Annotated in this window: 30 protein-coding genes; 4 read left to right on the top strand and 26 right to left on the bottom strand. The window is 43.4% G+C overall.

Going from position 1 to position 24,299, the window contains the following annotated elements:
• Window positions 1-9 precede the first annotated feature (9 nt).
• The 10 genes from IGK61_RS04650 to IGK61_RS04605 all read right to left on the bottom strand — a co-directional run bounded on the left by IGK61_RS04650 (window position 10) and on the right by IGK61_RS04605 (window position 9,518).
• Window positions 10-948, bottom strand: coding sequence for an FAD:protein FMN transferase (locus IGK61_RS04650; protein ID WP_074534967.1), 939 nt, complete (start codon window positions 946-948; stop codon window positions 10-12).
• A gap of 201 nt (window positions 949-1,149) precedes the next feature.
• Window positions 1,150-2,001 carry a helix-turn-helix domain-containing protein gene (locus tag IGK61_RS04645; RefSeq protein WP_142973744.1) on the bottom strand — a complete coding sequence of 284 codons (852 nt, stop codon included), beginning with the start codon at window positions 1,999-2,001 and terminating at the stop codon, window positions 1,150-1,152.
• Window positions 2,002-2,067: 66 nt separating this feature from the next.
• Window positions 2,068-2,790: a deoxynucleoside kinase gene (locus IGK61_RS04640; RefSeq protein ID WP_005225447.1), complete on the bottom strand. Its 723-nt coding sequence runs from the start codon at window positions 2,788-2,790 to the stop codon at window positions 2,068-2,070.
• A gap of 15 nt (window positions 2,791-2,805) precedes the next feature.
• Entirely contained in the window at window positions 2,806-3,246 is a 441-nt protein-coding gene (locus IGK61_RS04635; RefSeq protein WP_074534965.1) for a nucleoside 2-deoxyribosyltransferase, read from the bottom strand.
• Window positions 3,243-3,821: an LOG family protein gene (locus tag IGK61_RS04630; RefSeq protein WP_074534964.1), complete on the bottom strand. Its 579-nt coding sequence runs from the start codon at window positions 3,819-3,821 to the stop codon at window positions 3,243-3,245. Before IGK61_RS04630 ends, IGK61_RS04635 begins: the two co-directional genes overlap by 4 nt.
• Before the next feature lie 321 nt (window positions 3,822-4,142).
• Window positions 4,143-4,550, bottom strand: coding sequence for a helix-turn-helix domain-containing protein (locus IGK61_RS04625; RefSeq protein ID WP_074534963.1), 408 nt, complete (start codon window positions 4,548-4,550; stop codon window positions 4,143-4,145).
• Window positions 4,551-4,794: 244 nt separating this feature from the next.
• On the bottom strand, window positions 4,795-6,018 hold the full coding sequence (locus tag IGK61_RS04620; protein WP_074534962.1) for an amidohydrolase family protein: 1,224 nt from the start codon (window positions 6,016-6,018) through the stop codon (window positions 4,795-4,797).
• A gap of 16 nt (window positions 6,019-6,034) precedes the next feature.
• A complete protein-coding gene (locus tag IGK61_RS04615) occupies window positions 6,035-7,396 on the bottom strand; it encodes a citrate transporter (protein ID WP_074534961.1) in 1,362 nt (453 codons plus the stop codon).
• Window positions 7,397-7,733: 337 nt separating this feature from the next.
• Window positions 7,734-8,657, bottom strand: coding sequence for a peptide-methionine (S)-S-oxide reductase MsrA (gene msrA, locus IGK61_RS04610; RefSeq protein WP_438844699.1), 924 nt, complete (start codon window positions 8,655-8,657; stop codon window positions 7,734-7,736).
• A 315-nt stretch (window positions 8,658-8,972) separates the two neighbouring features.
• Complete coding sequence (locus tag IGK61_RS04605; protein ID WP_074534959.1) at window positions 8,973-9,518, bottom strand: cysteine hydrolase family protein; 546 nt, start codon at window positions 9,516-9,518, stop codon at window positions 8,973-8,975.
• A gap of 120 nt (window positions 9,519-9,638) precedes the next feature.
• Between IGK61_RS04605 and IGK61_RS04600 the strand changes: the two genes are divergently transcribed.
• A complete protein-coding gene (locus IGK61_RS04600; RefSeq protein ID WP_373270289.1) occupies window positions 9,639-10,046 on the top strand; it encodes an Lrp/AsnC family transcriptional regulator in 408 nt (135 codons plus the stop codon).
• A gap of 315 nt (window positions 10,047-10,361) precedes the next feature.
• On the opposite strand, the gene IGK61_RS04595 is transcribed toward IGK61_RS04600, so the two are convergent.
• From IGK61_RS04595 to rlmH, 8 genes are all read right to left on the bottom strand, one after another.
• Entirely contained in the window at window positions 10,362-10,712 is a 351-nt protein-coding gene (locus IGK61_RS04595) for a type II toxin-antitoxin system PemK/MazF family toxin (protein WP_074534957.1), read from the bottom strand.
• Complete coding sequence (locus IGK61_RS04590; protein ID WP_016610018.1) at window positions 10,706-10,996, bottom strand: AbrB/MazE/SpoVT family DNA-binding domain-containing protein; 291 nt, start codon at window positions 10,994-10,996, stop codon at window positions 10,706-10,708. Before IGK61_RS04590 ends, IGK61_RS04595 begins: the two co-directional genes overlap by 7 nt.
• Before the next feature lie 259 nt (window positions 10,997-11,255).
• A complete protein-coding gene (locus IGK61_RS04585; protein WP_074534956.1) occupies window positions 11,256-11,423 on the bottom strand; it encodes a PTS glucose transporter subunit IIA in 168 nt (55 codons plus the stop codon).
• A 345-nt stretch (window positions 11,424-11,768) separates the two neighbouring features.
• A complete protein-coding gene (locus IGK61_RS04580) occupies window positions 11,769-11,867 on the bottom strand; it encodes a type I toxin-antitoxin system Fst family toxin (RefSeq protein WP_074534955.1) in 99 nt (32 codons plus the stop codon).
• Between the two features lie 87 nt (window positions 11,868-11,954).
• Window positions 11,955-12,713, bottom strand: coding sequence for a type I methionyl aminopeptidase (gene map / locus IGK61_RS04575; protein ID WP_074534954.1), 759 nt, complete (start codon window positions 12,711-12,713; stop codon window positions 11,955-11,957).
• Window positions 12,714-12,755: 42 nt separating this feature from the next.
• Entirely contained in the window at window positions 12,756-13,493 is a 738-nt protein-coding gene (gene truA / locus IGK61_RS04570; protein ID WP_074534953.1) for a tRNA pseudouridine(38-40) synthase TruA, read from the bottom strand.
• A gap of 189 nt (window positions 13,494-13,682) precedes the next feature.
• Complete coding sequence (locus IGK61_RS04565; RefSeq protein WP_074534952.1) at window positions 13,683-14,543, bottom strand: LEM-3-like GIY-YIG domain-containing protein; 861 nt, start codon at window positions 14,541-14,543, stop codon at window positions 13,683-13,685.
• Between the two features lie 43 nt (window positions 14,544-14,586).
• On the bottom strand, window positions 14,587-15,066 hold the full coding sequence (gene rlmH, locus IGK61_RS04560; RefSeq protein ID WP_074534951.1) for a 23S rRNA (pseudouridine(1915)-N(3))-methyltransferase RlmH: 480 nt from the start codon (window positions 15,064-15,066) through the stop codon (window positions 14,587-14,589).
• Between the two features lie 373 nt (window positions 15,067-15,439).
• Here rlmH and IGK61_RS04555 point away from each other — a divergent pair, with 373 nt between their 5' ends.
• Entirely contained in the window at window positions 15,440-16,744 is a 1,305-nt protein-coding gene (locus tag IGK61_RS04555; RefSeq protein WP_010747716.1) for a S1C family serine protease, read from the top strand.
• Between the two features lie 68 nt (window positions 16,745-16,812).
• On the opposite strand, the gene ytpR is transcribed toward IGK61_RS04555, so the two are convergent.
• The 5 genes from ytpR to pepA form a co-directional block, all read right to left on the bottom strand.
• Window positions 16,813-17,427 carry a YtpR family tRNA-binding protein gene (ytpR, locus tag IGK61_RS04550; RefSeq protein ID WP_005225431.1) on the bottom strand — a complete coding sequence of 205 codons (615 nt, stop codon included), beginning with the start codon at window positions 17,425-17,427 and terminating at the stop codon, window positions 16,813-16,815.
• A 186-nt stretch (window positions 17,428-17,613) separates the two neighbouring features.
• Window positions 17,614-17,796 carry a hypothetical protein gene (locus IGK61_RS04545; protein WP_074534949.1) on the bottom strand — a complete coding sequence of 61 codons (183 nt, stop codon included), beginning with the start codon at window positions 17,794-17,796 and terminating at the stop codon, window positions 17,614-17,616.
• A 105-nt stretch (window positions 17,797-17,901) separates the two neighbouring features.
• Window positions 17,902-18,363, bottom strand: coding sequence for a universal stress protein (locus tag IGK61_RS04540; protein ID WP_005225429.1), 462 nt, complete (start codon window positions 18,361-18,363; stop codon window positions 17,902-17,904).
• Between the two features lie 12 nt (window positions 18,364-18,375).
• Complete coding sequence (locus IGK61_RS04535) at window positions 18,376-18,696, bottom strand: thioredoxin family protein (RefSeq protein ID WP_026008043.1); 321 nt, start codon at window positions 18,694-18,696, stop codon at window positions 18,376-18,378.
• A gap of 133 nt (window positions 18,697-18,829) precedes the next feature.
• Window positions 18,830-19,906, bottom strand: a complete 1,077-nt coding sequence (gene pepA, locus IGK61_RS04530) for a glutamyl aminopeptidase (RefSeq protein ID WP_034872382.1) — start codon at window positions 19,904-19,906, stop codon at window positions 18,830-18,832.
• Between the two features lie 292 nt (window positions 19,907-20,198).
• Here pepA and IGK61_RS04525 point away from each other — a divergent pair, with 292 nt between their 5' ends.
• Entirely contained in the window at window positions 20,199-20,543 is a 345-nt protein-coding gene (locus IGK61_RS04525; protein ID WP_005234590.1) for a peptidase, read from the top strand.
• 59 nt (window positions 20,544-20,602) lie between these two features.
• On the opposite strand, the gene IGK61_RS04520 is transcribed toward IGK61_RS04525, so the two are convergent.
• The 3 genes from IGK61_RS04520 to IGK61_RS04510 all read right to left on the bottom strand — a co-directional run bounded on the left by IGK61_RS04520 (window position 20,603) and on the right by IGK61_RS04510 (window position 22,549).
• A complete protein-coding gene (locus IGK61_RS04520; protein ID WP_151195820.1) occupies window positions 20,603-21,637 on the bottom strand; it encodes a YncE family protein in 1,035 nt (344 codons plus the stop codon).
• Between the two features lie 77 nt (window positions 21,638-21,714).
• Window positions 21,715-22,116, bottom strand: a complete 402-nt coding sequence (locus IGK61_RS04515; RefSeq protein WP_005225423.1) for an Ohr family peroxiredoxin — start codon at window positions 22,114-22,116, stop codon at window positions 21,715-21,717.
• 184 nt (window positions 22,117-22,300) lie between these two features.
• A complete protein-coding gene (locus tag IGK61_RS04510) occupies window positions 22,301-22,549 on the bottom strand; it encodes a GlsB/YeaQ/YmgE family stress response membrane protein (protein WP_005225422.1) in 249 nt (82 codons plus the stop codon).
• A 406-nt stretch (window positions 22,550-22,955) separates the two neighbouring features.
• Here IGK61_RS04510 and IGK61_RS04505 point away from each other — a divergent pair, with 406 nt between their 5' ends.
• Entirely contained in the window at window positions 22,956-24,215 is a 1,260-nt protein-coding gene (locus tag IGK61_RS04505) for an ABC transporter substrate-binding protein (protein ID WP_074534947.1), read from the top strand.
• Window positions 24,216-24,299 lie beyond the last annotated feature (84 nt).

The raw sequence follows: 24,299 nt of genomic DNA, 5'->3' as shown, positions 1-24,299 counted from the left end.
CTGGTTGGGCTATCTTAAAAGTCTTGCCTGAATGCCTTTAGAGGCAATGACTTCATTTTCTTTGGTTACGATGATTCCTTCGATTTCTGGCTGCTGCTGAATCTCTTGTAAAACAACTGGAATGGGCTTGCCAAACAAGCGCGAAGTCCAGATTTCCCCCAGTAACGATGTCGCTGCAACGATCGTGATGCTCAAATACCCACATTCGATGGGAAAGCCACTCTGAGGATCAATCAAATGATGATACGTTCCTTCAGCGGTGGTCAAGACCCGCTCATAGATCCCCGAAGTGACGACGGTTTGGTCCTTGATTGGCAAAATGCCCAAGGTGTCTGCCCGACCGCCTTTGGGATCTCGGATCCCGATCCGCCAATGCCCGTCCGAATGATTTGGCGCAGCGCCGAAACAGACAATATTTCCGCCTAAGTTGATCAATCCATACGCTACTCCACGGGCTTGGCAATGGGTGCGTAACTTATCAGCGATGTAGCCTTTTGCTAATGCTCCGAGGTCGATCCTCATTCCAGCTTTTTTCAATAAAACCTTGCCTGCTGCCAATTGGATCTGTTGCGGGTCTGTTAGCGCAAGCAATTCTTTGACCTGCGTCTCTGATACGATGCGAGCATCTTCAAACCCGATGCGCCATGCTTGGACCAGTGGACCGATGGCAATATTCAGCTGACTGTGGGGAGCACAGCTATGATGTTTACCGATTTCGATCAGCTGGTACAATTCTGGATCAAGCACAAGCCCCTTTTGTCCTGCCAACTGATTCAGCTGATTCAATTCCGATCGCGGATCATTGGCACTAAAGCGATGGTCGTATCCTTTCAGCTGGGTCTCCAGCTCGTCCAGTACACTTTCTGGTTTTGTATGAGCGACTTTTAACTCAATGGACGTGCCCATCCGCTGAATCGTGCGAGCGGCTTCTCTCACTGCTGCCTTCATAAAATCCCTTCTCCTAAAAACGATATACCTCAAATTATGTTAGTTTTTTCACAATTAAAGAATACTCCCGATATATTTTTTTGTCAACACGATTATATATTTTTTTTATATAACGAAAATCAAAAAAGCAGTCCCTTCGTCGAAAGGACTGCTAGTTATCAAGCATTTGAGCAACAAAACTTTTTTATCGAAAATATATTTTTAATCAATCGTTTCTTCGACCGCTTTTAAATGCGCCAGTAATTTTACATTTTTATTGATTTTGGCATACGCTCGTGCATCGTGTAACATTTCCAAAATTGTTTCTTTCGGCTGTTGTTCACGAATGGCATTTTCGGTCAGTTGGGCTGCCGCGCGAGCCAAGTAGTAGGTCAAGTGATTGTCGGAACAAATCGCCAACACATAATTCAATAAGGTATCACTAGTTTCCAAATCATCGACTTTGGCATAAAAGACGCCGCAATGGAAGACGATGTTCAACACCCGCCACGTGTCTTCGATCGTTTTGATCGGATAGGTATAAATTTTCTCAAAGACCTTCGTCACATAAAACTCAGCCTTTGCCCATTCTTCTTCTCTGGCATACACCAAACCGATCCCAGTATACGCTAAGAGATCAAACAATTCCTCCGCCGTTTCATTCATCAATAACTGATCGAATTGAAACAGGACATCGGTAATCGCAGCTTCATTAAAAATCATTTCAAAGCCTTTTAAATAATCATATTGCGCTTTTAATGCTGGTTCATCGATCAGCTTCACTTCAATTTGACTTAACAATGCAGCCAACTGTTCATACTCGCTCGTGATCAAGTAGAATTCGGCTTTTGCCAATTCTTCTTTGATTTTGGTCGTTGCGACATTCATGGAAGAAAACAAGTCGACCAATGGCAAGCCGATCCGATTACACAATTTGATCAAAATTTTGAGGGACGGTGCCTGACCGTTGTTTTCAAATTTACTCAAAGTGGCTTGCGTACAGATTCCTTCCGAAAGTTCTTGTTGCGAGAAGCCCGCCTGTTTCCTCGCTTCAATAAATCGTTCAACATTCATCGCCTTGCTCCCTCCCATTGTCGATAAGACACTTGTTTTTTTCGTAAGCCGTCCTCAACTGCTGGGTCAGCTTGTCACAGATGCTGCGTTTTTCTTAGAAAAATCACCTTTTGCGATGGCTTTGTCCGTACAATAGTGGCCTTTGCCATGGGTCTGACGGACTTCCGCCAGTTTTTCTTGGATCATCTCGAGGATCACCATGAGGTTGTCTTCATTGGCAACAAAGTCCAATTGATCCCCATCAATTTGCATTTTCGGACAAACGTCAAAGTTTTCATACCATTCATCGTACCGCTGATTCAACTCTTTGTAATAGTCGTACAATGTCGGATCGTTGGCAATTTGTTCATAGGAACGACCACGCTTGTTGATCCGTTCAATCATTGTATCCAAGGAAACCTTGATATGAACCATTAGATCTGGATGTTTCAATGGCGCTGATTCTTCCAATTCCCGCAACATCGTGTTCAACAGGTTATCGTATTGTTCGACTTCCATCGGTGCGATTCGACCTAGATCCGCATTTAGATGAAACATCAAACTATCCTCATAGATGGAGCGGTCAATGACATTGTCATCATTGGACAAAGCTTCCCGCATCCCTAAAAAGCTTTTGTTTAAGAAAAAAATCTGCAATAAAAAGGCGTATCGTTCTGGATTGGAATAAAACAATGGCAGAACATCGTTGTCCTCCACGTTTTCATAGAAAGGCTTCGACGCCATTTCCTTCGATAAAAAATCAGTCAAACTGCTTTTTCCTGCCCCGATCGTTCCTGCGATTAATAACACATTCATCATCCTTTATTAAATATAGTCACCGACAAAGGCTCGGTGCGCCATCGCTTCAAAATCATACGCTGTTCGTGCCGCCAGATCAGTCAAATACGCTTGCACCGACTCCGTCAACATCAGATTGACCGCCGCGGCTTTTTCCTGAAAAGCGATCACTGGTTTATTTCGTACGTGTGCTGCGCCGATTTCAAAGGCTGTTCCCGGATCGGCGATCCCTTCATGGTCATCCAAAACGGCAACGACGACGTCGGCTCGTGTCAATTTTAGCATGTCTTTTTCGAAAATTTCTCTTGCCCGTTCTGGTGTATTGGGTTCAGATGAACCTTCTAGATACAAACGCGGCGAATAGACCGCCAAGGGCTGCGGGTTTTCAGCTAAAATGCGTTCTACTTGTTTGAGTCGGTCGACTTGTTCGTTTGAAAAAAACGGTCCCGCTAAATAGACATGCTTCATCCTGCCAAGCACTCCATTCCTGACCCCTTCGCAGCCAATCGTCGGATCAACGACTCAACGTCAGATAGGAAAAAGAGCGTATCAGACAGTTCAGCCCAAGCAAAGCTGGAAGCTTCAAACATTTTTAGCAGCGGCTTTAGCCCATCATTTAAGCCTTGGGTCATCAACACACCGATCGGCTTGCCTGACAATGGCCCAAGAGTCGTAAAAGAGCATACTGATGACAACTCCTCTAGTGTACCAAATCCACCAGGTAATACAAGGTAGGCATCGCTCATTTCCAGCAATTGTTGCGTTTGTTCCTCCCTCGTATCCGTATAGAACTCAGTATAGGTGCTTGATCCAGTGACGATTGGCGGCAAATCTTCTGCAAAAGAACCTGATGGATAGATCCCCGTCACTGCGCCTTCTTTTTCAAAGACCCCTTTCACGATCTCCCTCATCAAGCCAGCCAAAGGGCCGCAATACACCAACTCGATGTGATTTTTTGCCAAGGCGTTGCCGATGGCACGAGCGGTCTTTGCCAACTTTTTCTCATTTTCTAAACGGGTCCCGCAACATACAGTTACTCTCAAAAACAACAGCTCCTTCTTCACTACATCTGCTATTTTACACAATCTCTTAAAAAAGTAAATACTACATATTGTGTTCCATTCTAAAAAAATCCATTCCATTCACCATATATTGTATATAGCCGTTAGCATCTTTTCGCTTTTTCTTAAACGTTACAAACCTTGAAAATAGCAGAAAAGAAAAAGTAGAAGCAGCTTTCATCGATTGTCTCAGCCCTCTTTCATCCCACATAAAAAAACACGACGCAGCTGGGCTCGTGTTTTTTTATCCATCACTTTTTTTTCTTGTCCAAGCAAAATTCAGCAAAATACTGCATAAAAAATTTATTTTTCGTCAGTGGCTGCTTTCAGCTTTTTCAAATCCTCTTGCTCGACAAAAAAGGTCACTTCTCCTGTTTCTAAATCGACGGATGCTTTGACTTCAACCCCTTTTGGGAAAAACTTGCTGGCATCGGTCTCGATTTTCAAACGCATCGTTCCATCTTTCAATCCAGCACCATAGGTCATCGTACGAAAGTTCTTTTTCATTCCTGCTCGCTCCTTTTTTAATAGCTCATCGACACTGCACCCATAAAGGGTACTCAGTTTTAATAAATTCAAACTGTCTGGTACCGTCTTGCCGGTTTCCCAATTTGAGATCGATGTACGGGTCACTAAAATTTTTGTCGCTACTTCTTCTTGGCTCATTTGCTGTGTGACTCGATGGTTCTTTAATGCTTCCCCAATTTTCATCTTGGCCTCCTTCTTCTACCTTAACGCAGACCTGCTGTGGTTTCTGCTCAAATCCATTGATATTACGGCATTGTCAAACAGTTTTGACAGGATTTTCTTAAACGAACTCTCCGTGATAGCGGTTTTCTTTCTATCATAGTTGAAAAAAGAACAAATGACTAGAAAATGATTTTTCATTTCGACTATACTACGACAAAAAAGCAGCACGAATAAATCGTACTACTTAAGAAAAAATGACCTGTTGCTAACGGTGGATCGTCACTTCTTTTTTGACTTCCACGGTGATGCGGCCATTTTTGATGACCATCAAACGTTCAGGAATATCGATCAGCACATCGGCTTTTTTCTGGGTATCTAAAAGAATCAAATCTGCGCGGTTGTCAACAGCGATCCCATAGTCTTTGATATTTAATGCTTTGGCGGTATTGGTCGTAATCATTGGCAAGACCGTCGGCAAGTCATCGGCGCCGCCTAAATGCGCCACTGGCACAGCCAACATAGCGATTTGAATCAAATCCCCGTTGCCATATGGCGTAAAGGCGTTACGAATATTGTTGCTGCCTAAGCAAATATTCACACCGGCATCACGTAATTTGCGAATCGGCGTCACGGCACGACGAACGTTGTAAGCATCGTTTCTAGCACCTAAGTGTAAATCGGTCGCAGGCAACGGCATCACATTGATTTGGGCTTTGACCATCAAATCGATAACTTCTGCCAGCTGATCCGGTTCCATGGCGTGCAGCGCAGTCAAATGTCCTACTGATACCCGGCCTTGGTAGCCTTCTGCGATGGTTTTTTCACACAGGTAGACGATCGATGTATCGTCTGCTTCATCGGCAAAATCTTGATGCAAGTCAATGTCTTTGTCAAATCGTTTGGCGATCTCAAAGATCAAGTCGATGTGTTCATTGGCTGGCGCATCATTGTAAGGAATGCCGCCAACGACATCGGCGCCTCTTTCCATCGCTTCGATCATCATTTTATCCGTTCCGGGTGCTTTAAAAATCCCTTCTTGGGGAAAGGCAACGACCTGAATGTCGATCAGGTCTCGGTATTCTTCTTTTAAGCGCATGATGGTGTCAAATCCAGTGAAGCCTTGTGCTGGATCAAATTCGGCATGGGTGCGCACAGCAGTCGTGCCATGTACGATCAGCATTTCTAATGCGCGTTTCGCCCGATCATAAATGTCTTCTTCGGTAAAGGTCGGTTTCAACTTTGCCGTAACTTGGATCGCTTCTTGCAACGTACCTGAATTATTGGGTTCACGATCGGCGATCAAGGCTTTGTCTAAGTGGATATGGCTTTCGATCAATCCAGGGATCACCACTTTGCCTTTCGCCTCAATCGTTGTTGCTGCTGATTCTTCAATGTTGGGTGCAACTGCGGTGATTTTTCCTTCTGAAATTGCAATGTCTACTAATTCTGCATCGTCTTCAAGACGTGCTTGCTTGATCAATAAATCCATGTTTTCCTCCTATCCATCAGCCAAACACTAAGCCGATGACTAATAATAATACGGCTGCTAAACTCAACCACTTCACGTTTCCTTTGACTACATCCAGAATCGGAATTTGGAAACCAGAAGATAAAGCTTGCATCGTAATGTTGACAAAACTCATTTGACTGCCGAGGCCAACCCCCATCGTTACAAAGCCAAGAGCTAAGACTGGGAAGCCTAATGAAACGGCAACTGGTAGCACGAGTGTTAAAACGGAGCCGACATAGGCACCTGCGGGAATCCCAATCAAGACACCCGTCAAGATCGCCACGGGAACGACGATCGCTGCGGGGGCATTTTGTGCCGCACCGGCAATTACAGCAAACGTCCCAGTTTCAGCGATCACGTTGATGAAGGCTAAAAAGATCCCCACTTGGAACAAGCGGGTCAAAATATACGTGGATCCGTCCACCATCGCTTCCACCGATTGATTCATGGAAAAGTCGGTACAAACAAAAATCAACGCTAACGTGACCACCATATAAACTAGCGGTGTAAAGAGGACAAAGCCGATCAGGTCATTGATCAACGGTCCAAAGATGACCGCAAAAAGCAAGAAGATCGCAGGCAGTGTCGTTTTGAATAACTCGCCATTGCTTTTGTTTTCGTACTCTTGGTTGGCTGATTCTTTGAAGCCCAGATGACGACGCTTGGTCCCGAAGAATGCCAATAAAATCGCCAAACCAACGAATAACAACCAAAATGGGCGCATTTGATCGACATAAGAAGCGACACTAAAACCGCCTAGTTCAGACACGATACTAGATTCCAAAGAGGCAGGAGAAGTCGTAAAGGAGACCGCTGCCGCTAACGACATCGCTGCGATCAATTCGGGTACCACCCCAACTGCCGCAAATGCTAACGGTGCGATCACCATCGCACTCCCGCCGCCGATTCCAGACATATAAGTCGCTGCTGCCAATAAGATGACAATAAAACCAGCCACATATTCCACTTTTCCTTTGGTTCCTCTTTTGGCTAAGGTTAAGGCCGCCGTATAACTGCCCGCTTTGAAGACCGCCATCGCTACAGCGGAATTGATGATTGGCACCGTAATACTCAACATCGTCGGAATAGCTTCCAACAGTTGCGAATTAGCTTCAGCTAAACTGATCCCGCCAATAATCATCGCCAAGATCCCAGCAATCAAGCCAGCAATGATCATATCTACTTTTTTAAAGAGCAAAACCAGCACTAACACTAATGGAATCAGTACTAGAAATGCTTTAACTCCTGTTGGTGCGACGATCTCATTGATCGCTTCTGCCGCAAACACTGTTCTTTCTGAAAAGATAAAAAGAATGAGAGCCATAAACAGTGAGACGAGCGTTCCCTTTTTTTTCATCACATTTCTCCTAACTTATATGAACCTTCATATAATAAATGTTGTGTTGCTATGGGGTGTTGCCGATTGATTTTTCTCTGGTGTTTCCCACCTTCTTTCCTCGAAGAAAGGAATCAAGCAAAAGACACCTGCTTTTTCGACCTTTTTCGCCACTTTTTCTTTCTCTATTATAATTCTTGTTGTTAACGCTTTCTTTGGACATTATTCTAAAATAAATCTACGTTTTTTATCCAATTGGCTAAAAGCGCAGAAAAAAGCGTGGCTTGTGGAGAAAAGAGCCTTCATTTGATTCTTTTCCCCTTTTCTCGGAGCCCCGCTTTTTTTAGTGATCCTCTGTTTATGATCGTTTTTTTCCTCGGTTTGTCCAGCGTTTCAGCCGATAAAAAAGCATCAGTTGTTTGCGCGTTCGCTTGATCCGCTGGTAGCGCTTTGGCTGTTTCTTGTAAAATGCTTGATGGTAGTTTTCCGCTGGCCAAAACTGCGTGGCCTTGCGGATCTCGGTCACGATGGGTTGCTGATAATAACCAGATTGGGCTAGTTCCTTTTTGGCTTCTTGCGCAAGCACTTCCTGTTCAGCAGTCGTATAGAAAATGATTGGGCGATAAAAATTGCCGCGTTCTTGAAATTGTCCGAAAGCATCTGTCGGGTCTGTCACTTGCCAGTACAACTGCAACAAGTCCTGATAGGTGATGATTTTGGGGTCAAAAACGATCTCTACCGCTTCGACATGCCCTGTTGTTCCGCTTAGTACTTGATCATACGTCGGATTCGGGACTGTTCCCCCAGCATACCCCGACAAGACGGAAAGAATGCCCGGCTGGTCTTCAAAAGGCTCTACCATACACCAAAAGCAGCCGCCAGCAAAAATAGCCACTTCTTGTGCTTTTCCACCTGTTTCGTTCGGCTCCACGGAAACTTCTGCTGGTTGGACTTTGCTTGTTTCTTCATTCTTTGCCTTTTTCGGTGCTGACTGGCTGATTGTTTGATAAAACTCTGCGACATTCGGGGTTAGATTGTTTCTCAGTGCCAACGGACGCAACGACGCTTCTAGTTTTTCCAAAACCCGTCTAGTCTGTTGGTCTTCAAGGCTATTTGACGATTCCTTTTCGTGTTTGCCTGCTTTTTGTTTGGTCGCCAGCTGGGTTTCCAGTGTATTTTTTGCTTGCACCAGTTGTTCTCGTTCCCACTGTCTCGTGCCAGGATGCAAGATCAAATTATAGATTTCTGACAGCCACGCCATCGTTGTTTGCTTCATCACCATTGCCCCTTTGCCTCATGAAGGAGCGACTCTCGCTCCTTGTTTGGTTGCACTGTACCATAGTTTCGCCGATTCGCCCAATTTGATGCCCAAAAAACGTTCGAGAGAAATCCTCGAACGTTTTTGGCTTTTGTATGGGTTAGTTCTTATTCATCCTCTGAGGGATCAGCTCAGTATCATTGGTGGGTACGCAACTGGGCATTCATTTTTTAAAGAAACATTGAAGCGGAATGAGATAGGATTGCCTATCTCAAAGAGTGATCAAGAACCACTCAATGCAAATGAACCTTTGCCTTTGTTAGTAAATACGCAATTTTTCTACAATCCGTTTAAATAGTCATCGGTTTTCATCACCGTAGAGAAGGTTTCCAAGGCCGATAAAAACGCTCGTTGAACAGCTGCTGCAGGAATTTCGTGTGCTTCAAATGTTAATGTTTTCGTTGCCGTGGCATCAGAAATCAGTATGGGCTGATAACCGAGCTCTTTACTAGCTCTTGTGGTTGAGTCGATGCACATATGCGTCATCATCCCAGTGATGATGACTTGTTGAACACCTAAAGAGTCTAACGTCTCTTTTAAATTTGTTTCAATGAACGAGTTAGGAAAGTGCTTTTCGATAATAATAGAAGAATGCGTTGTTTTTAACTGTTCATGCAGCAGTACGCCTTTGGTCCCTCGTTCAAAAAAATCAGCTGCTTCTTGATCGTTGATGTGTTGGATATAGATGATCGGGAGTTGCTTTTCGATAAAAGATGCTTCTAGTTTATTTATGTTTGCAAGCGCCTGTTCAGGGGAATGAAGGGCCATTCTTCCTTCTTTAAAATAGTCATTTTGGACATCAATAATTACTAAAGCTTTTTTCATAGAATCACCATTTCTTTTCTTATTTGTTATAATCCAGTATAAATACATATGACCCTACAACAAAGCGTCTCTTGAAAAAGATAAAGTCAATTTACTTTCATTATGAAAGGAGGAACCCTTATGGACATCATCGATGAACAAATCCTAGCTATCCTGAAACAAAACAGCAAATTATCGAACAAAGAAATCGGCGAAATGGTCCACCTGACGGGACAAGCCGTGGGCAATCGGATCTTGAAATTGCAAGATGAGGGAATCATTCAGCGATTTAGTATTGTAGTAAACTACCCAAGTACGCAATACATCCGGTTTTTTATGGATTCAAATCGCTATACAGCTTTTGAAGCCTTCGTGAATCAATACAAAGAAATTGAGGTCTTTCATAAAGTTTCAGGTCAAGCTTGTTATCTCTTGGTCAGTCATTTTACAGATGTAACCTTCCCTTTATTTATAGAGAGTCTCTCAAAATGGGGCAGGTATAGTGTAGAAACCTTTGTGGCTGACAAACTCAATCATGAGGATGTTTGATGTTAGCGGCTGTGGGCTAGTCCTCCATTCATTAGATTCCTTGATAAATTTATCGAAGACTCAATCGCCGAAATTTTGGCAATGATGCCCAGCAGCAGCGTGCCGAATTCAACCATCGCCAAGCACAAAGTATTAAGATTGCTAGTGCAAACACAAAAGCGCCCCCCGTTGCCTTGTTTATAAAAGGATTGTTCAGGATCATGGGAATGTAGCTGGTATCTCAAAGATTGTACGGTGTATAATGTTACGAGACAAAGCGTTTATAGAATAAAAGAAAACAGCATGGTCAACATCGATAAGATGAGCATGCTGTTTTTATCTACTTACTTTTTGAAATACTGTTCTAACTTTCATCAATAACTCATCAACCAAGTGCTCATGCGCTTTTTCCAAAAAAACACATGCTCTGGCTTCATAATCAATTGTCGTTAATTGATCCAACAATACTTTTCCTGTTGTCTTCATGCCATAATCTGGATTAATACTTACATATAACGGATAGTTTCTACTTGTACTCGAAATCGGAGCAACGGTGGCAACGTTACTATAATCTACAATCATGTCATGACTTAAAATAATATAGGGCCTTTTTCCCGTTTGTTCATGTCCAGCACGAGGAGCTGTATCCAATAACAAAATATCCCCTTGTCTAGGTTTTCTCACCATTTTTCATTCCCTACTGCTTCACCTAAATGTTGAATTTCCACATGATTTCTCTCAGCAGTGTAGTTTTCAAATAACTCTTCAATCGTTAACTCGTTTTCTACATTTGCCGCTTCGATGATTAGCCGTTTATGCCCGTTTACTTCTTCTTGTATTATCTTCACTTTGTCATCTGTATGAATGCCAAGATACTCCATAATGTACTTTGGCAATCTAAGACCGTTACTATTGCCCCATTTTTTTATAGGTAACATTTCCATGCGCGACACCTCTTTCTGTATATACATAGTATAACATATATTGGGACAGAGTATATACATAATTATCCTTTTTGGTCGATTCACCTAAATTCCATTAAAAAGAATCGTTCTTACAAGTTTACACTGCTGTGCTAATAAAAATTTGTAGTATGCCGAAATGTCAAATTGCAGGACAATGACTGACATAAACGATTTGATTATAACCACGTTGATACGCTCTTTAGGTATTAACAATATTTGGATGCAAGTAAGTAGTAAACAACAGGGATTGCTGTCCCTCCCCTACTTATTCCCTCATGTGTTCTATATTCGATAGCATAGCTAGTTCGAAAAAATAGTTAACTTTCCCACTAATCAGGAAGCCAATAATTTCTTCAATAGGAATATCTGCAAAACCGTCACCCATGGCTTTATCAGAAAATACTGGGTCGTTTACTTTATCCGAATTTATCACTTACATGTACACTTAATTTAAATTTTTCTCTATTTAAAAAAAAGAGAAAACAGTAACTCCCACTATAGACTATTTTTTTCACGGTAATACCTCAAGTGGGGGTTACCATCCATATTTCGGAAAATAGAAGTAGAGGTAATTAAATTTCAAATTTATTAGGTTTTCTTTATCTATTCGAATGGATATCACGGGTAGTTTTTTATTTTTCCTGTGATATAATAACCTTGCGAAACGATAGAAAGTTTATAGCACTGCAGCACAAAGGCGCTCCCTAACCGCGACGAAAGGGAGCGCCTTGTTTATGCTAGTTGCGACTGCTAGCATGTGAGTTGGATAGCAACTTGCTTAGTTATCGTCTTTGTCTTTCTCATCCAACCAGTGAGAAAATAGTTCGATGACTATACCAACAACAATTGGTGCGACAACCAACGATAGATAAATCATATACACTACACCCTCCACAGGGGGAGTAGAAAGTATACATGTTACGGAAAATACACACAGTTACTTTTCAAAGACATTAAGTGATGTTCACGCTTCTTCCTTTTGCAATGTCATGATGACTGGACCTTCTTTGGTGATGGCGATCGAATGTTCATATTGGGCACAATAGCTGCCGTCGATCGTGCGTGCTGTCCAGCCGTTCGGGTCCATCTTCATGCGCCAAGTGCCGGTCGTGATCATCGGTTCGATAGTGATCGTCATACCTTCTTTCAACCGAATTCCTTTGCCAGGTAACCCGAAATGAGGAAAGAATGGTTCTTCATGAATGGTTGGGCCAATGCCGTGAGCAATAAAGTCCCGCACGACACCATACCCTTTTTCTTCAGCGAAGCTTTGGATCGCATAACCAATATCGCCAACTCGGTTGCCGACCTGTGCTTGCTCGATGCCCCTCATCAAGGCTTCTTTCGTGACTTCCATCAGTGCTTGATGTTCTGGTAAAATCTCTCCTACCGCATACGTCCAACAGCTGTCAGAGATTGCCCCTTTGTAATCGACACAAAAATCGACTTTGACGACATCGCCTGATTTTAAAACATATTCTGAAGGGAAACCATGACAAATCTCTTCATTGACACTGATACACGTCGCAAATTCATAGCCTTCAAACCCGATTTGCGCGGCTGTTGCCCCTGCAGCTTCTATCTGTTGATGGACAAAGGCGTTGATTTGGTTCGTGGTGATACCGGGAACGATTTTCTCTCGTAGCTGTTCGTGAATACTTGCCAAGATACGACCAGAAGTTTTCATTTGTTCGATCTCTCGTGGGGATTTTAATGTGATCAATAGATGATCTCCTTTCCTTAAATAGCCATTACCCTGTTTCTTTTAATAATACACCTCATCTAGAAATAAGCCATGAGAAGGCACTGTTTCACCAGCTGCTTGTCGTACTTTATGGGCTAACACTTGATCGATCACTTCTGGTGGCAGTGTGCCATCGCCAATGGCAATCAGTGTGCCTGTCAAGATTCGGACCATTTTATGCAAAAAGCCGTTGCCTTTGAAGGTAAACCGCAATAGGTCGCCTTCTGGTGTGATGGTGATTTCATCGATCGTGCGCACCGTTGATTTTTTTGATTTTTTCAATGCAGAAAAGCCGATAAAATCATGGGTGCCGATCAACTTCTCAGCCGCTTGCTGCATTTTTTCCAAATCAAGGGGCTGCGGGCAATGAAAACTAGTATTGCGAGCAAAGACCGATGGGATCGCGTTGTTCCAAACATAATAGCTGTATTGCTTGCCTTTGGCGTGATAGCGTGCATGGAATCGTTCAGGCACTTCTTCAATCTTGTTGACGACGATGTCTTGCGGCAAATAGCGGTTAAAGAACAGCTGCATCTCTGGCAAACTCATTTGGTGGTTCGTCTTGAAATTCGCCACTTGTCCTCGAGCATGCGTGCCCGCATCGGTTCTGCCAGAACCGACGATCTCAATTTCTTCTCCCGTCAGTAATTTGATGACCCCTTCAACTTTTTCTTGGATCGTTTTTTCAGAATCTCCTAGTCGTTGCCACCCTAAGTAGCGCTTGCCGTCATATTCAATCGTTAATTTGATATTTCGCATGGTTGTTGCTCCTTTTTACCGATACTATCGGTGGATAGTTGTGATTGTTGTTTAAAGTGACTTTAAAAAAATATACAAGTGCATTGATACAAGAAACAGTACACAAAAATTTTTTCTATTTTTTCATACTATTTCTATTATTTATAAACGTTTCGTCAACCTAAAAGTTCTTAAAAGAACAATATGACGTTATCTCGCTTGTTTTGTGTTTATATAAGCGATCGCACTGCCGCTTCCAAATTTAACTTCTGGCAATGAACGCTTTACTAAATTGAGTTCCTTCAGTGTTTCTTCTCTGGTTGATAGTGCACGGAACGCATATCGCGTTAGGCCGTTTTCTAGTTTCTTTGATTCTGAAAACTGCTCAGATACTTTATAAGCTGCCACAACAGCATTTTCTGCTCCTGTGTTAATAGCGATGATATAACGGATGTGTTGAATTTTATTGCGCCCAATAACCCAGTTCCCTAAAGTTCGCGACTTTAGATTTGAAATATCCCGATATTCTTCATCGATAGGGTATTCTTTAGATTCATCTTTACTCAAAGAAAAAGCATCTCTTACTTTTACTGCTAATATCAAGTCATCCGTTGCTATTTCACTGATAGACATTGGTTGGAAGCCAAAACGCTCTTCGATTTCCTCAACGAGCATTACTTTAGAACCATGTCCTTTCACCAAATTTGTCAGTGAAAGCCCCTGTACCAGCTGTGCATAATTGATCATAACATTTTCGCTTGCATATGCCTCATTTTCAGATAACCCATAACTTAGGATATAACTTAATACTTGTAAATTTGATTCAATAATTTCTTGAATCGTTTTAATTTTTAAAGTAATTGCTGTTTCATTTTCTCCAACTAAATTTGCTTGTTTCATCCTATTTAAAGCAGCTTGCCGATGGGCAAAAATACGATTCCCTTTTCCTTTCCCAATATAAAAAGGCTGGTTGTTTCTAGGATCAACTAAACAATATACATAATATAGATGCTTCTCATCTTTTTGTAATGTTGCGAGCGTAGAAGCTGAAAACTGATTAATTTCCTTCATTTTTTCTTTCCTTTTATTGATAGATTATCCTTACTAATTCGTTTTACTTATGATACGGCGCCCCCGTATTGATTCGATACGCGCGATAGATTTGCTCCAATAAGATCAGTTTCATGAGTTGGTGCGGATAGGTCATTTTGCCAAAAGAGATCTTGGCATCACTGCGGGCCATGACTTCTTGGCTTAAGCCTAGGGAGCCGCCGATGACGAAGGTCAGTTGGCTTTTTCCTTGGATGCCGAGTTGATCGATTTGTTTGGCGAAGGCTTCGCTGGTGGGGTTAGTGCCTTCGATCGCTAAGGCAAAGACATATTCGGTGTCTTTGATTTTGGCTAAAATGCGCTGCCCTTCTTTTTCTTTGATCTGCAGCATTTGGGCTTCACTCAAGGTTTCTGGTGCTTTTTCATCTGGTACTTCGACAAACTCAAGCTTTGCGTATGCCCCCAATCGCTTGGCGTACTCGTTGATTCCTTGAACGAGGTACTTTTCTTTTAATTTTCCTACCGTGACGATTTTGATTTTCATAGGTTCCTCCTCGTTATCCCCTTATTTTATGAAAATGTGGACAATGGTATCCACAACCTTTTACACACTTTGACTTTCTTTGAAATTCTCCTATCCCACCTATAAAACCGCGACACTTCAAGGGTTTCTTTATCCATCCGAACAAAGCTCTCAAGCTTGTCCACACACTGTGGATAAACAGACCTTTGCTTCTCCCCAGATTCCCCTGCTATTTTTATTCAAAAATGAACGGGTTTTGCGAAGAAAATTTCATCGTTTGAAACAGATTCTTACGCAACTTCTTCATATTTTTTTCAAAATCTCTTAGTAGACTAATCTCAGATAGAAGGAATATACTGATTATAACGAATTATTCATTAAGGGGGAAATAGTAATGGCAAGAAAATATGTCACACCAGGCAAGAAAACTTCTCCTGGTTTATTAAAACGATTAGGTATTGGGATTTTAGGCGGTATGGTCGGCGGTTTATTGACCTTCGGCGGTCTGTATCTGGCAATGGGTTCCTCTTTGACTTCAACACCAGAAACCACGACGAACAGCGGGGTCCAAGATTCTAACGGACAAACCCAAGTATCCAATGTAAAACTTGATGTGACTAGCGATGTCACTGAGGCAGTTGAAAAAGTACAAGATTCTGTCGTTTCCATCATTAATCTACAACAAAGTCAAAGCAACGATTGGAACAGCCTCTTTGGTCAGCAAGGCGGACAAAGTGAAGGCGATAGCCAAAGCGACGACGACAGTGCTTTAGAAGCTTCTTCTGAAGGGAGTGGGGTCATCTACAAAATCGATGGCGACGATGCCTATGTCGTAACCAACAACCACGTCGTTGAAGGTCAAGACGGTTTGGAAGTTGTCTTAGCAGACGGTACGAAAGTCAAAGCTGAATTGGTCGGAACTGACGCTTACACAGACTTAGCTGTATTGAAAATCTCTTCAGAGCATGTGACGACTGCCGCAACATTTGGTGATTCAAGTGCCTTGAAAGTCGGCGAACCAGCCATCGCGATCGGTTCTCCTCTAGGCTCTGACTACGCAAACTCTGTGACACAAGGGATCGTTTCTTCCTTGAATCGTCAAGTAACAAGCCAAAACGAATCTGGTGGTACGATCAGCATCAATGCGATCCAAACGGATGCTGCGATCAACCCAGGGAACTCAGGTGGTCCACTGATCAACGTTGATGGCCAAGTGATTGGGATCAACTCAAGTAAAATCGCCAGCACCTCTGGCTCTGCTTCAGGTGTTAGTGTCGAAGGGATGGGCTTTGCGATCCCAAGTAACGATGTCGTTGAAATCATCAATCAACTAGAAGCAGACGGCAAAGTGGTTCGCCCTGCACTAGGTATCCAAACGATCGATTTAGGTTCCATCACATCACAACAACAAGAACAAATCTTGAAAGTTCCTTCATCCGTAACTTCTGGCGTTGTGATCTACTCAGTCAACAATGCAACACCAGCAGAACAAGCAGGATTGCAACAATATGACGTTATCACGAAGATCGATGACACAGAAGTCAGCACAACAACGGATCTGCAATCTGCGTTGTACAAACACAAAGTCGGTGACACGATCACTGTAACCTTCTATCGTGGCGATGAAGAAAAAACAGCAGAAGTAAAACTTTCCGTTGATACGTCGATCAACGAACAATCAACAGACAGCAGCAACTAATCACCAAAACCAATCGAAACAATCAAAAAATGAACTGCCGCAAAAACAGGAAGCGGCAGTTCATTTTTTTAGGCTTTACCGACTGGAAAAGCTTCACCTACAACGGCATCTTGAGGCAGCTCAAGGATGCCTTTTTTCATTGGTGCACCTTCTAAATGCAGTTCTTTAGCAGAGCAGATCATTCCGAAGCTTTCTACGCCACGAAGTGTCCCCGGCCAAATCATCAAGCCATCTGGCATCATTGCCCCAGGTTTTGCGACAACGACTTTCAAGCCTTTACGGATATTGGCAGCACCACAGACGATTTGCAAGACTTCCCCATCCCCGACTTCTGTTTCCGTGATAGACAGATGGTCGCTGTCTGGATGTTCCACACAAGACTTCACATAGCCAACGACGATTTTTGGTTCTGTATCTGCTGGCAGTTCTTCGCTGAATCCTGCTTCTTTGATCATGGTGTTCAATTGTTGGATTTGTTCTTTCGTCAACGTCACTTGGCCACGGCCTTCGATCGTCATCACTTCTGAGATCGCAAAAAAGTTCCAGCCGACGATCGTGCCTTCTTCATTTTTGATTTGGGCAACATTGCCTTTGCGTTCGACGGTTTGTTCTAATCCTTTATCATCTGCTGTGATGGCAAGCAGTGTATCACTGACATATTCTTTGTTATAAGCAAAAATCACGTTTTTTCCTCCTTAGGTACTTACACATTCCGCCCATAATCTTAACAAATTTTTTGGCATCCGTCATGGAATTTCTTTGTTTTCCTTGAAATTCTACTCATTTTCAAAGACAAAAAACGCCTGAGAACCAACTTCTGCTGGCTGGCTTAGGTTGAGGATTGGCGAAGGAGCAGAACCTGCGGCTTATTAGCTAAGACGCTGCTTTGCCAACGAGCCGATAAACACTGGTTCTAAAAACTTCTGTTTGGCACTACTACCTAAGAAGAAAGACAACAGCGACAGATGTCTTCCTTCAAAATGAGCAAAAAAACCTAAGAACCAGCTGCAGCTCATCAGCGAAAGACGGTGCTTTGCTAACAAGTGAAACATCGCTGGTTCTCAGGAACTTTCTTTTAACCCTTGTCTTCTTTTGCTGCCATCTTCTTTAAGGAAAAGAACTCGGCAACGACAAGCTTATTTTTTCAAAAAATGACCTTACGCTTTGGTTTCTTCAGGCGATACGATCAGCACGTCGCACCGGGCTTCACGGATAACGAAGCTGGCGACACTCCCCATCATGAAGCGTTCCACGGCGTTCAGCCCAGATTGCCCCACCATGATCAAATCGATGTCGTATTGGTCTGGTAATTGAGTGGCAAGGGCATCTTTGATGGAGCCGTATGCGACGATGCCTTCTACTAGATCAAAATCCACTGATTTTGCGTAAGCTTTGCAGTCGTCGATCAGATTTTTCGCCGTATCTTTTTCTTGTTCTAAGATGGAACTATCCAAAGGTGCATAGCCCATCATGGTCGGCACTTGCTGATCAATGATCGTTGCGGCATAGACCTTCCCTTGATTTCGACGAGCGACTTCCACTGCTTTTTTGAAGGCAGACATCGCTTGATCTGAACCGTCGATCCCTACTAAAATGTTTTGATATCTTTGTGCTTCCATCTTTTTCCCCTCCTATGCTGATTGTACGCTGGTTAAAAAGGCTTCGATCTCTTCTTTGGTTTTGCGATCCTTGTTGACTAACCGTCCCAGCTCCTTGCCGTCTTCGATAACGACGAGGCTAGGAATACCAAAAATGTTCCATTCAACCGCTACATCCATGTATTCATCACGGTCGACTTCGATAAATTGAAGATCTGGAAAGTCCGCTTCGATCTCAGGCAATTGCGGTTTGATGTATCGACAATCGCCACACCAATCGGCGGTGAAAAAGAAGACATTTTTGCCTTTCTCCACATATGTTGCTAACTCTGCTAAATCTTTTGGAATAATCAAATACTCACCACTTTCTTTTCTTTCAGTATACACCTTTCTTTCAGGGACTACCAACTGACATGCTGATCTTGCAAAGCCCTGCAGAAAAAAAGAGACAACGGATGGCTGTCTCTTTGCTTTCGTTCGTTCTCGCTTATTGTCCAGCCAAGATCGTATCAACAGTTGAACGATCCAAACCTTTCAAGACTTGAATCACCATTTCCCGTGCCGCTTCAAAATCAGCGATACTGAATAGGGTTTGGTGAGTATGGATGTAACGTCCAGGAACACCGATGACTGAACTTGGGATCCCTTCATTTGCCATGTGTGCCGCACCAGCGTCGGTACCGCCTTTTGAAACAAAGTATTGGTAAGGAATGTTGTTGCTTTCTGCTGTATCCAACAAGAATTCTTTCATCCGTGGCAACATGATCATGCCTGGATCATAGATTCGCATCAAAGTCCCGGCTCCTAGATGACCAAAGGTACCATTTTTGGTGACTGTGTCATCTGCTGGCGAGCAATCGACCGCAAAGAACAAGTCTGGCTTGAATTTCGTCACAGACGGACGAGAACCTCGTAAGCCGACTTCTTCTTGAACGTTGGCACCAGCAATCAGCGTATGGCCTAACGTTTCCTCTTTCAAGGCTTCAAGAGCTTCTAATACGACTGCACAGCCGTAACGGTTGTCCCAAGCCTTCGAGATGATGTTTTTCCCATTGGCTGTTTTGATGGTTTCCACTTGTGGGACGATCGTATCGCCAGGACGTACCCCAAAGCTTTCTGCTTCTTCTTTTGATTCAAACCCAGCATCAAACAAAATATCTGTGACTTCGACATTTTTTTGACCGCTGCTTCCTCGCAACAAATGTGGCGGTACTGAAGAAGAAACACATGGATAATCGCCTTTTGCTGTTTTCAATGTAAAGCGTTGAGCAGAAACCACATAAGGGTTCCATCCGCCCAAAGGAGTGACTTTGAATAAGCCGCGATCGGTGATCGTCGTCAATAAGAAACCAACTTCATCCATGTGAGCAGCTAACATCACTCGTGGGGCATCTGCTTCTTGGTGGTGACGCAAACCGAAGATGCCGCCTAAGCCGTCTTGTTGGATCTCGTCCACCAAGGGGGTCATCGCCTCACGCATATACGCCCGCACGTCGTGTTCAAACCCGCTGGTTCCTTGTAACTCCGTTAGTTCTTTGATGCGTTGAAATGTTTTTTCTTCCATGATCATTCGAGAAACACGTATCGGTTGTTTGCTGCCCTAAAGAAACAAAGCTGCTTTTTTTGAAAAAGCAACGCTTGCTGTTGCTGTGTTTTCCAGCAATTTTTGGGTGAAACAACGGATGTGCTCTCTTCCTCCTTATTCCTACTGATATTCTTTATTATAGCGCAAATTTCTATTGTTGGTTATTTTTCTTATAGAATATTTCTAAACTATGGTAAACTATTGTTAAGAGAACCTGTGCTTTCACCGAGATCAAAACATTCGGGAAAACTTACTTTAGGAGGGACATTAGATGGAGAATGAGCATCCATTGCATTATTTTAAAAATGGACTGACCATCGGTTTAGGTCTTGGCTTTGCAGGAGGAATTTTTTCAACGATCTGGTTGAAGAAAAGGCAAGCCATGAATGCCGATGATGTCTTAGACAATATAAAAGCAGCATTTATCAAAGAAGGACCGATCGAAGGTTCTTGGATCAATTTCGAAAAACAACCTTTGCGCAAATTTGCGATCACTTCCCAAGGATATACTGGCGGCATCACCCGCACCGAAGACGGGCAACTTGTCACCTATGAATTTTTGGCAGATGCTCATACAGGTACCGTCTTAGATATCCAACGAGCAATCGTGGAATAATCACTGCACTTACGACCAGCTTCTTAAGAGGCTGGTCTTTTTTCTTTTAAGCAGTGCTTTTACTGGAGCAAGGTCGCAAGGTCCAATACCACGACTTCATCAATGCTGCCGCCTTTTTGCCGATACGCCCATGCCCCACTTTCAAACAAGCAGTACAGCTGCCCTTTTTCTACCACGATCTGTTCAAGGTAATGGGGAAACTTGATGCGCCGCAACGCATGTTTGCGGGTCAGCACCGTTGCATCCTTTGAAAAGACCCATAACTCCGCCGACCCTGGTCCAAAAGAACGTGCCAGCAACATGTATTCAGTGGTAAAGGCGATACTTTGGACTTTCGTGGTGGTGACCCTTCTCTTACGAGGCTTGATGCGAGGAGGCGCTTTGCGATCGCTGTCTGAAAGGACAGACAACGGATAATTCGCCACCACGCCTCCTTGTTTCAAGGCAAAGGTCCCTGAGACAAGTTCACCGCCATCGGCTGCCAAATAGGAGCTGTGAGTGATGCCTGCCAATTCGATGACTTGCTGATAAGCGATAGGCTGATTGGTTGCCAAGGAATCATCTTCCAGCAGTGCTTGCAAAGAAACACACGCCACGCGCCCCATTCCTTTCCCTGTAATGGTTAGCCACAGCATTTGCGTTGCTCGATCAAAGACTAGTCCACCGACATGGGGGCGTTTTGGCAGAACCACCGTTTTCAGATGCCGCCCGCTCGTTCTTTCTATTATATAAAGCTGTGAGTGATGTTCCTGCTGCGAACAATACGCTGAGATGAACAAATAGTCCTCTGAAACGGCCAACCCTTGTGGGGTCATTGCCTGACATTGATCTGCATGCTTGTGCAGCCTCGTTTCTGCTTTCGCCGTTGCCGTCGTTGCCACTGCGGCAGTGGCTTCTTTTAAACCGGGAACCAAAAGGACTGCTTCCCTTTTCGCCCCGGCTGCCAGCCACGCTTGCCGCACGCTGGGGTAACGCTTCAGCTGGGCTGCCAGTGCTTGGTTGTGGCGTGTATGTCGGTGCTTTTTTAGCCAGTACACCACAAAAAGGCCAACCGCAAACACGCCCAAAAGCAGCAAGCTCTCTGTTTGTCTCATTGATTGGCCTCCTTGATGAATTCCCTCTTGTCGGTTGATTTCCCAACCGCTTATTGTTTGCCTATTCGTAATACTGCTTAGACTACTTGAACTTCGACATCAATGTTGCCGCGAGTGGCACGAGAATACGGACAAAAATCGTGGGCTTCTTCTGCGATTTTCTCTGCCTCGGCTTTTTCAACGCCTGGTAACGATACTTCTAAAATCACGCCGATTTGGTAACTACCGTCCTCATGCTGATACAAAGACACTCTTGCTTTAACTTCGGATTCGGATTCGATGTTATGCTCTTTCAGCATATGCTGTACGGCACCGTTGAAGCATGAAGCATAGCCTGCGGCAAATAATTGCTCTGGATTGGTCCCTTCACTATGAAGACCTGGCTTGTCGATTTTCAGGTGAAAACTACCGTTTGGTGCTTCGACCTCTCCGACACGTCCGCCTCGATTGATCATCGCTGTTTCATATTGCTTTTTCATTGAACCTCTTCCTTTCTTTTTTTGACCTACTTCAAGTGTAACGACAATTTTCTAATCTGACAAAAGGATTGCTTATGCATCCTTTTAAAAAACAAAAAAGGCAAACCCAGAAACTCTGGATTTGCCTGTCTATTCAAGGTAGTTCCTACCCGAAATAAATGAATGAAAACAATTGCTGAATGGACTAGCCGTTTGAACGTCCTAAGAAGAATGAAACAACAGCAACTACAATAACCGCACCAATAATTGATGGGACGATTGCCATTCCAGCAAGTGATGGACCCCAAGAACCTAAGATCGCTTGTCCAATAGCTGAACCTACTAAACCTGCAACGATGTTGGCGATCCAACCCATTGATCCACCTTTATTTGTGATAGCTCCGGCGATCAAACCGATAATAGCTCCTACGATTAATACCCATAACCAATGCATATTTTTCTCCTTCTTTCTTTTAAGTAGTTATTACACATATTATGTTACGCTTAATCCCCGTTTTAGACAAAAGATTTGCACTCAATTTGCAAAAATAATTTTCAAACCTTGTTATATTAACGTTTATCAGCACTTCTTAATTATCGCTGTAAGAGCTTTAATTCGTTTTTTTTAGTATTGGTGCATTTTTTGAAATCGTTTTATTTTGTATTTTGCATCTTATCCGCTAAACTGAGGGAGAACCACTCTTATTTTGTCAGATAATTGGCACTTTTCACTCCTCGATCAGTCCTAGGACTGCTATCATTTCAGTACTTCAGCTATTTTTCATTGGGGGACGTTTCGATCGTTTTCGATTGGAAACGTTTTTTCGAACAAAAATCATTCAATAAAGGAGAGGAACAAAATGAACAAAAAAATAGGGTATTCAATTTTGTCTTTGGCGGCAGTGATGTTGGGGGTCGCCGGCTGCGGCAGTGGCGACAGTGCTAGCGATAGCAAGCAGATCCGTATGTTCGTTTCCGGAGATACCAGTGAAGGCGGCGCTTATTCGAAAATGGCGGAAAAATACAAGGAAGAAACTGGTGTGACTGTCGAAGTCACCGATGTGCCTTATGCGGACTTGCTGACAAAGATCACCAAAGCTGTTCAAGCGGATGATGCACCAGAGGTCGTGCGGGTTTCTACCGTTCAACCTGACTGGAATGACTATCTAATGGATCTATCAGACATCGCCAGTGAGGCAAAAACATTGGAATCGATGACGATCAAAGATGAAGCAAATGTCGTCAAAGCACTCCCTTCCGATGTCACTGCCACTGGGTTGTTTATCAATACGGATTTGTTTGATGAAGCTGGCGTGACCTACCCCACTTCGGAAGAGGACATTTGGACTTGGGATGAATTTTTAACTGCGATCAACGAAGTCGTTGAAAAAACCGATGCCAAATACGGCATGGTCATGGACGCGTCGGATCACCGTTTACGGGCTTTCACCTATCAATACGGGGGACAAGATTTCTTTTTAGATGACAGCGGTGATTCTTATACGACCGATGATGCTACGAAAGCGGCTTTGCAAAAATTTGTTGATTTGAACAATGACGAAGTGATGCCAAAATCGGTTTGGACCTCTGGAGAAGATGCTTCTGCTATGTTCAAAAGCGGCCGTGTTCCAGCTTACTTTTCAGGCAGCTGGCAGATCGTTGATTTTTCTACCAACATCAGCAACTTTAACTGGCAATCCACCTATTCTCCTTATGAAGAGACCCGCGCGGTCAATATGGGCGGCAACTTCATCACTGGCTTCAACAATAGTAAAAACAGTGAAGAAGGCGAAAAATTCATCAAATGGCTATACGAAGAAGAAAATTACAAACAGCTTTGTACCTATGCTGGTTACTTACCTGCGGTGGAAGATTTGACGGTCGACTATGAACAAGGCCAGGATGCTTATGAAATCTACAACCAAGAGATCGCAGCCGCTGCTCAACCAATCAGCAGCAAGCAAACCACCGATCAAGTGACGATGAGTATGAAAGGCTACACTGGATTGACAGGGGCTTACCGTGATGCCATCGTGCAAGTGTTAAATGATGAAATTACATTAGATGAGGCAATCGACAAGACGATCAAGGATTACAATGATGGGTTTTTGAAGAAATAAACAGACGTTCAACCACAAAGAACCCATAGTCTGGCTTTTTGCAGACTGCGGGTTCTTTGTTGCTGATACGATCGTCGGAGGAGG

Origin of the sequence: Enterococcus sp. AZ063, assembly GCF_051715045.1 — a bacterium.
Classification (GTDB): domain Bacteria; phylum Bacillota; class Bacilli; order Lactobacillales; family Enterococcaceae; genus Enterococcus_D; species Enterococcus_D casseliflavus.
This window is presented reverse-complemented; position numbering and strand designations above follow the sequence as displayed.

Coding starts and splice junctions, on each gene's coding strand:
- IGK61_RS04650 (WP_074534967.1), bottom strand. CDS start 948: ATGAAGGCAGCAGTGAGAGAAGCCGCTCGCACGATTCAGCGGATGGGC.
- IGK61_RS04645 (WP_142973744.1), bottom strand. CDS start 2,001: ATGAATGTTGAACGATTTATTGAAGCGAGGAAACAGGCGGGCTTCTCG.
- IGK61_RS04635 (WP_074534965.1), bottom strand. CDS start 3,246: ATGAAGCATGTCTATTTAGCGGGACCGTTTTTTTCAAACGAACAAGTC.
- IGK61_RS04625 (WP_074534963.1), bottom strand. CDS start 4,550: ATGAAAATTGGGGAAGCATTAAAGAACCATCGAGTCACACAGCAAATG.
- IGK61_RS04620 (WP_074534962.1), bottom strand. CDS start 6,018: ATGGATTTATTGATCAAGCAAGCACGTCTTGAAGACGATGCAGAATTA.
- IGK61_RS04615 (WP_074534961.1), bottom strand. CDS start 7,396: ATGAAAAAAAAGGGAACGCTCGTCTCACTGTTTATGGCTCTCATTCTT.
- msrA (WP_438844699.1), bottom strand. CDS start 8,657: ATGGTGATGAAGCAAACAACGATGGCGTGGCTGTCAGAAATCTATAAT.
- IGK61_RS04605 (WP_074534959.1), bottom strand. CDS start 9,518: ATGAAAAAAGCTTTAGTAATTATTGATGTCCAAAATGACTATTTTAAA.
- IGK61_RS04600 (WP_373270289.1), top strand. CDS start 9,639: ATGGACATCATCGATGAACAAATCCTAGCTATCCTGAAACAAAACAGC.
- IGK61_RS04595 (WP_074534957.1), bottom strand. CDS start 10,712: ATGGTGAGAAAACCTAGACAAGGGGATATTTTGTTATTGGATACAGCT.
- IGK61_RS04590 (WP_016610018.1), bottom strand. CDS start 10,996: ATGTATATACAGAAAGAGGTGTCGCGCATGGAAATGTTACCTATAAAA.
- IGK61_RS04580 (WP_074534955.1), bottom strand. CDS start 11,867: ATGATTTATCTATCGTTGGTTGTCGCACCAATTGTTGTTGGTATAGTC.
- truA (WP_074534953.1), bottom strand. CDS start 13,493: ATGCGAAATATCAAATTAACGATTGAATATGACGGCAAGCGCTACTTA.
- IGK61_RS04565 (WP_074534952.1), bottom strand. CDS start 14,543: ATGAAGGAAATTAATCAGTTTTCAGCTTCTACGCTCGCAACATTACAA.
- rlmH (WP_074534951.1), bottom strand. CDS start 15,066: ATGAAAATCAAAATCGTCACGGTAGGAAAATTAAAAGAAAAGTACCTC.
- IGK61_RS04555 (WP_010747716.1), top strand. CDS start 15,440: ATGGCAAGAAAATATGTCACACCAGGCAAGAAAACTTCTCCTGGTTTA.
- IGK61_RS04545 (WP_074534949.1), bottom strand. CDS start 17,796: ATGTTTCACTTGTTAGCAAAGCACCGTCTTTCGCTGATGAGCTGCAGC.
- IGK61_RS04540 (WP_005225429.1), bottom strand. CDS start 18,363: ATGGAAGCACAAAGATATCAAAACATTTTAGTAGGGATCGACGGTTCA.
- pepA (WP_034872382.1), bottom strand. CDS start 19,906: ATGGAAGAAAAAACATTTCAACGCATCAAAGAACTAACGGAGTTACAA.
- IGK61_RS04525 (WP_005234590.1), top strand. CDS start 20,199: ATGGAGAATGAGCATCCATTGCATTATTTTAAAAATGGACTGACCATC.
- IGK61_RS04520 (WP_151195820.1), bottom strand. CDS start 21,637: ATGAGACAAACAGAGAGCTTGCTGCTTTTGGGCGTGTTTGCGGTTGGC.
- IGK61_RS04515 (WP_005225423.1), bottom strand. CDS start 22,116: ATGAAAAAGCAATATGAAACAGCGATGATCAATCGAGGCGGACGTGTC.
- IGK61_RS04510 (WP_005225422.1), bottom strand. CDS start 22,549: ATGCATTGGTTATGGGTATTAATCGTAGGAGCTATTATCGGTTTGATC.
- IGK61_RS04505 (WP_074534947.1), top strand. CDS start 22,956: ATGAACAAAAAAATAGGGTATTCAATTTTGTCTTTGGCGGCAGTGATG.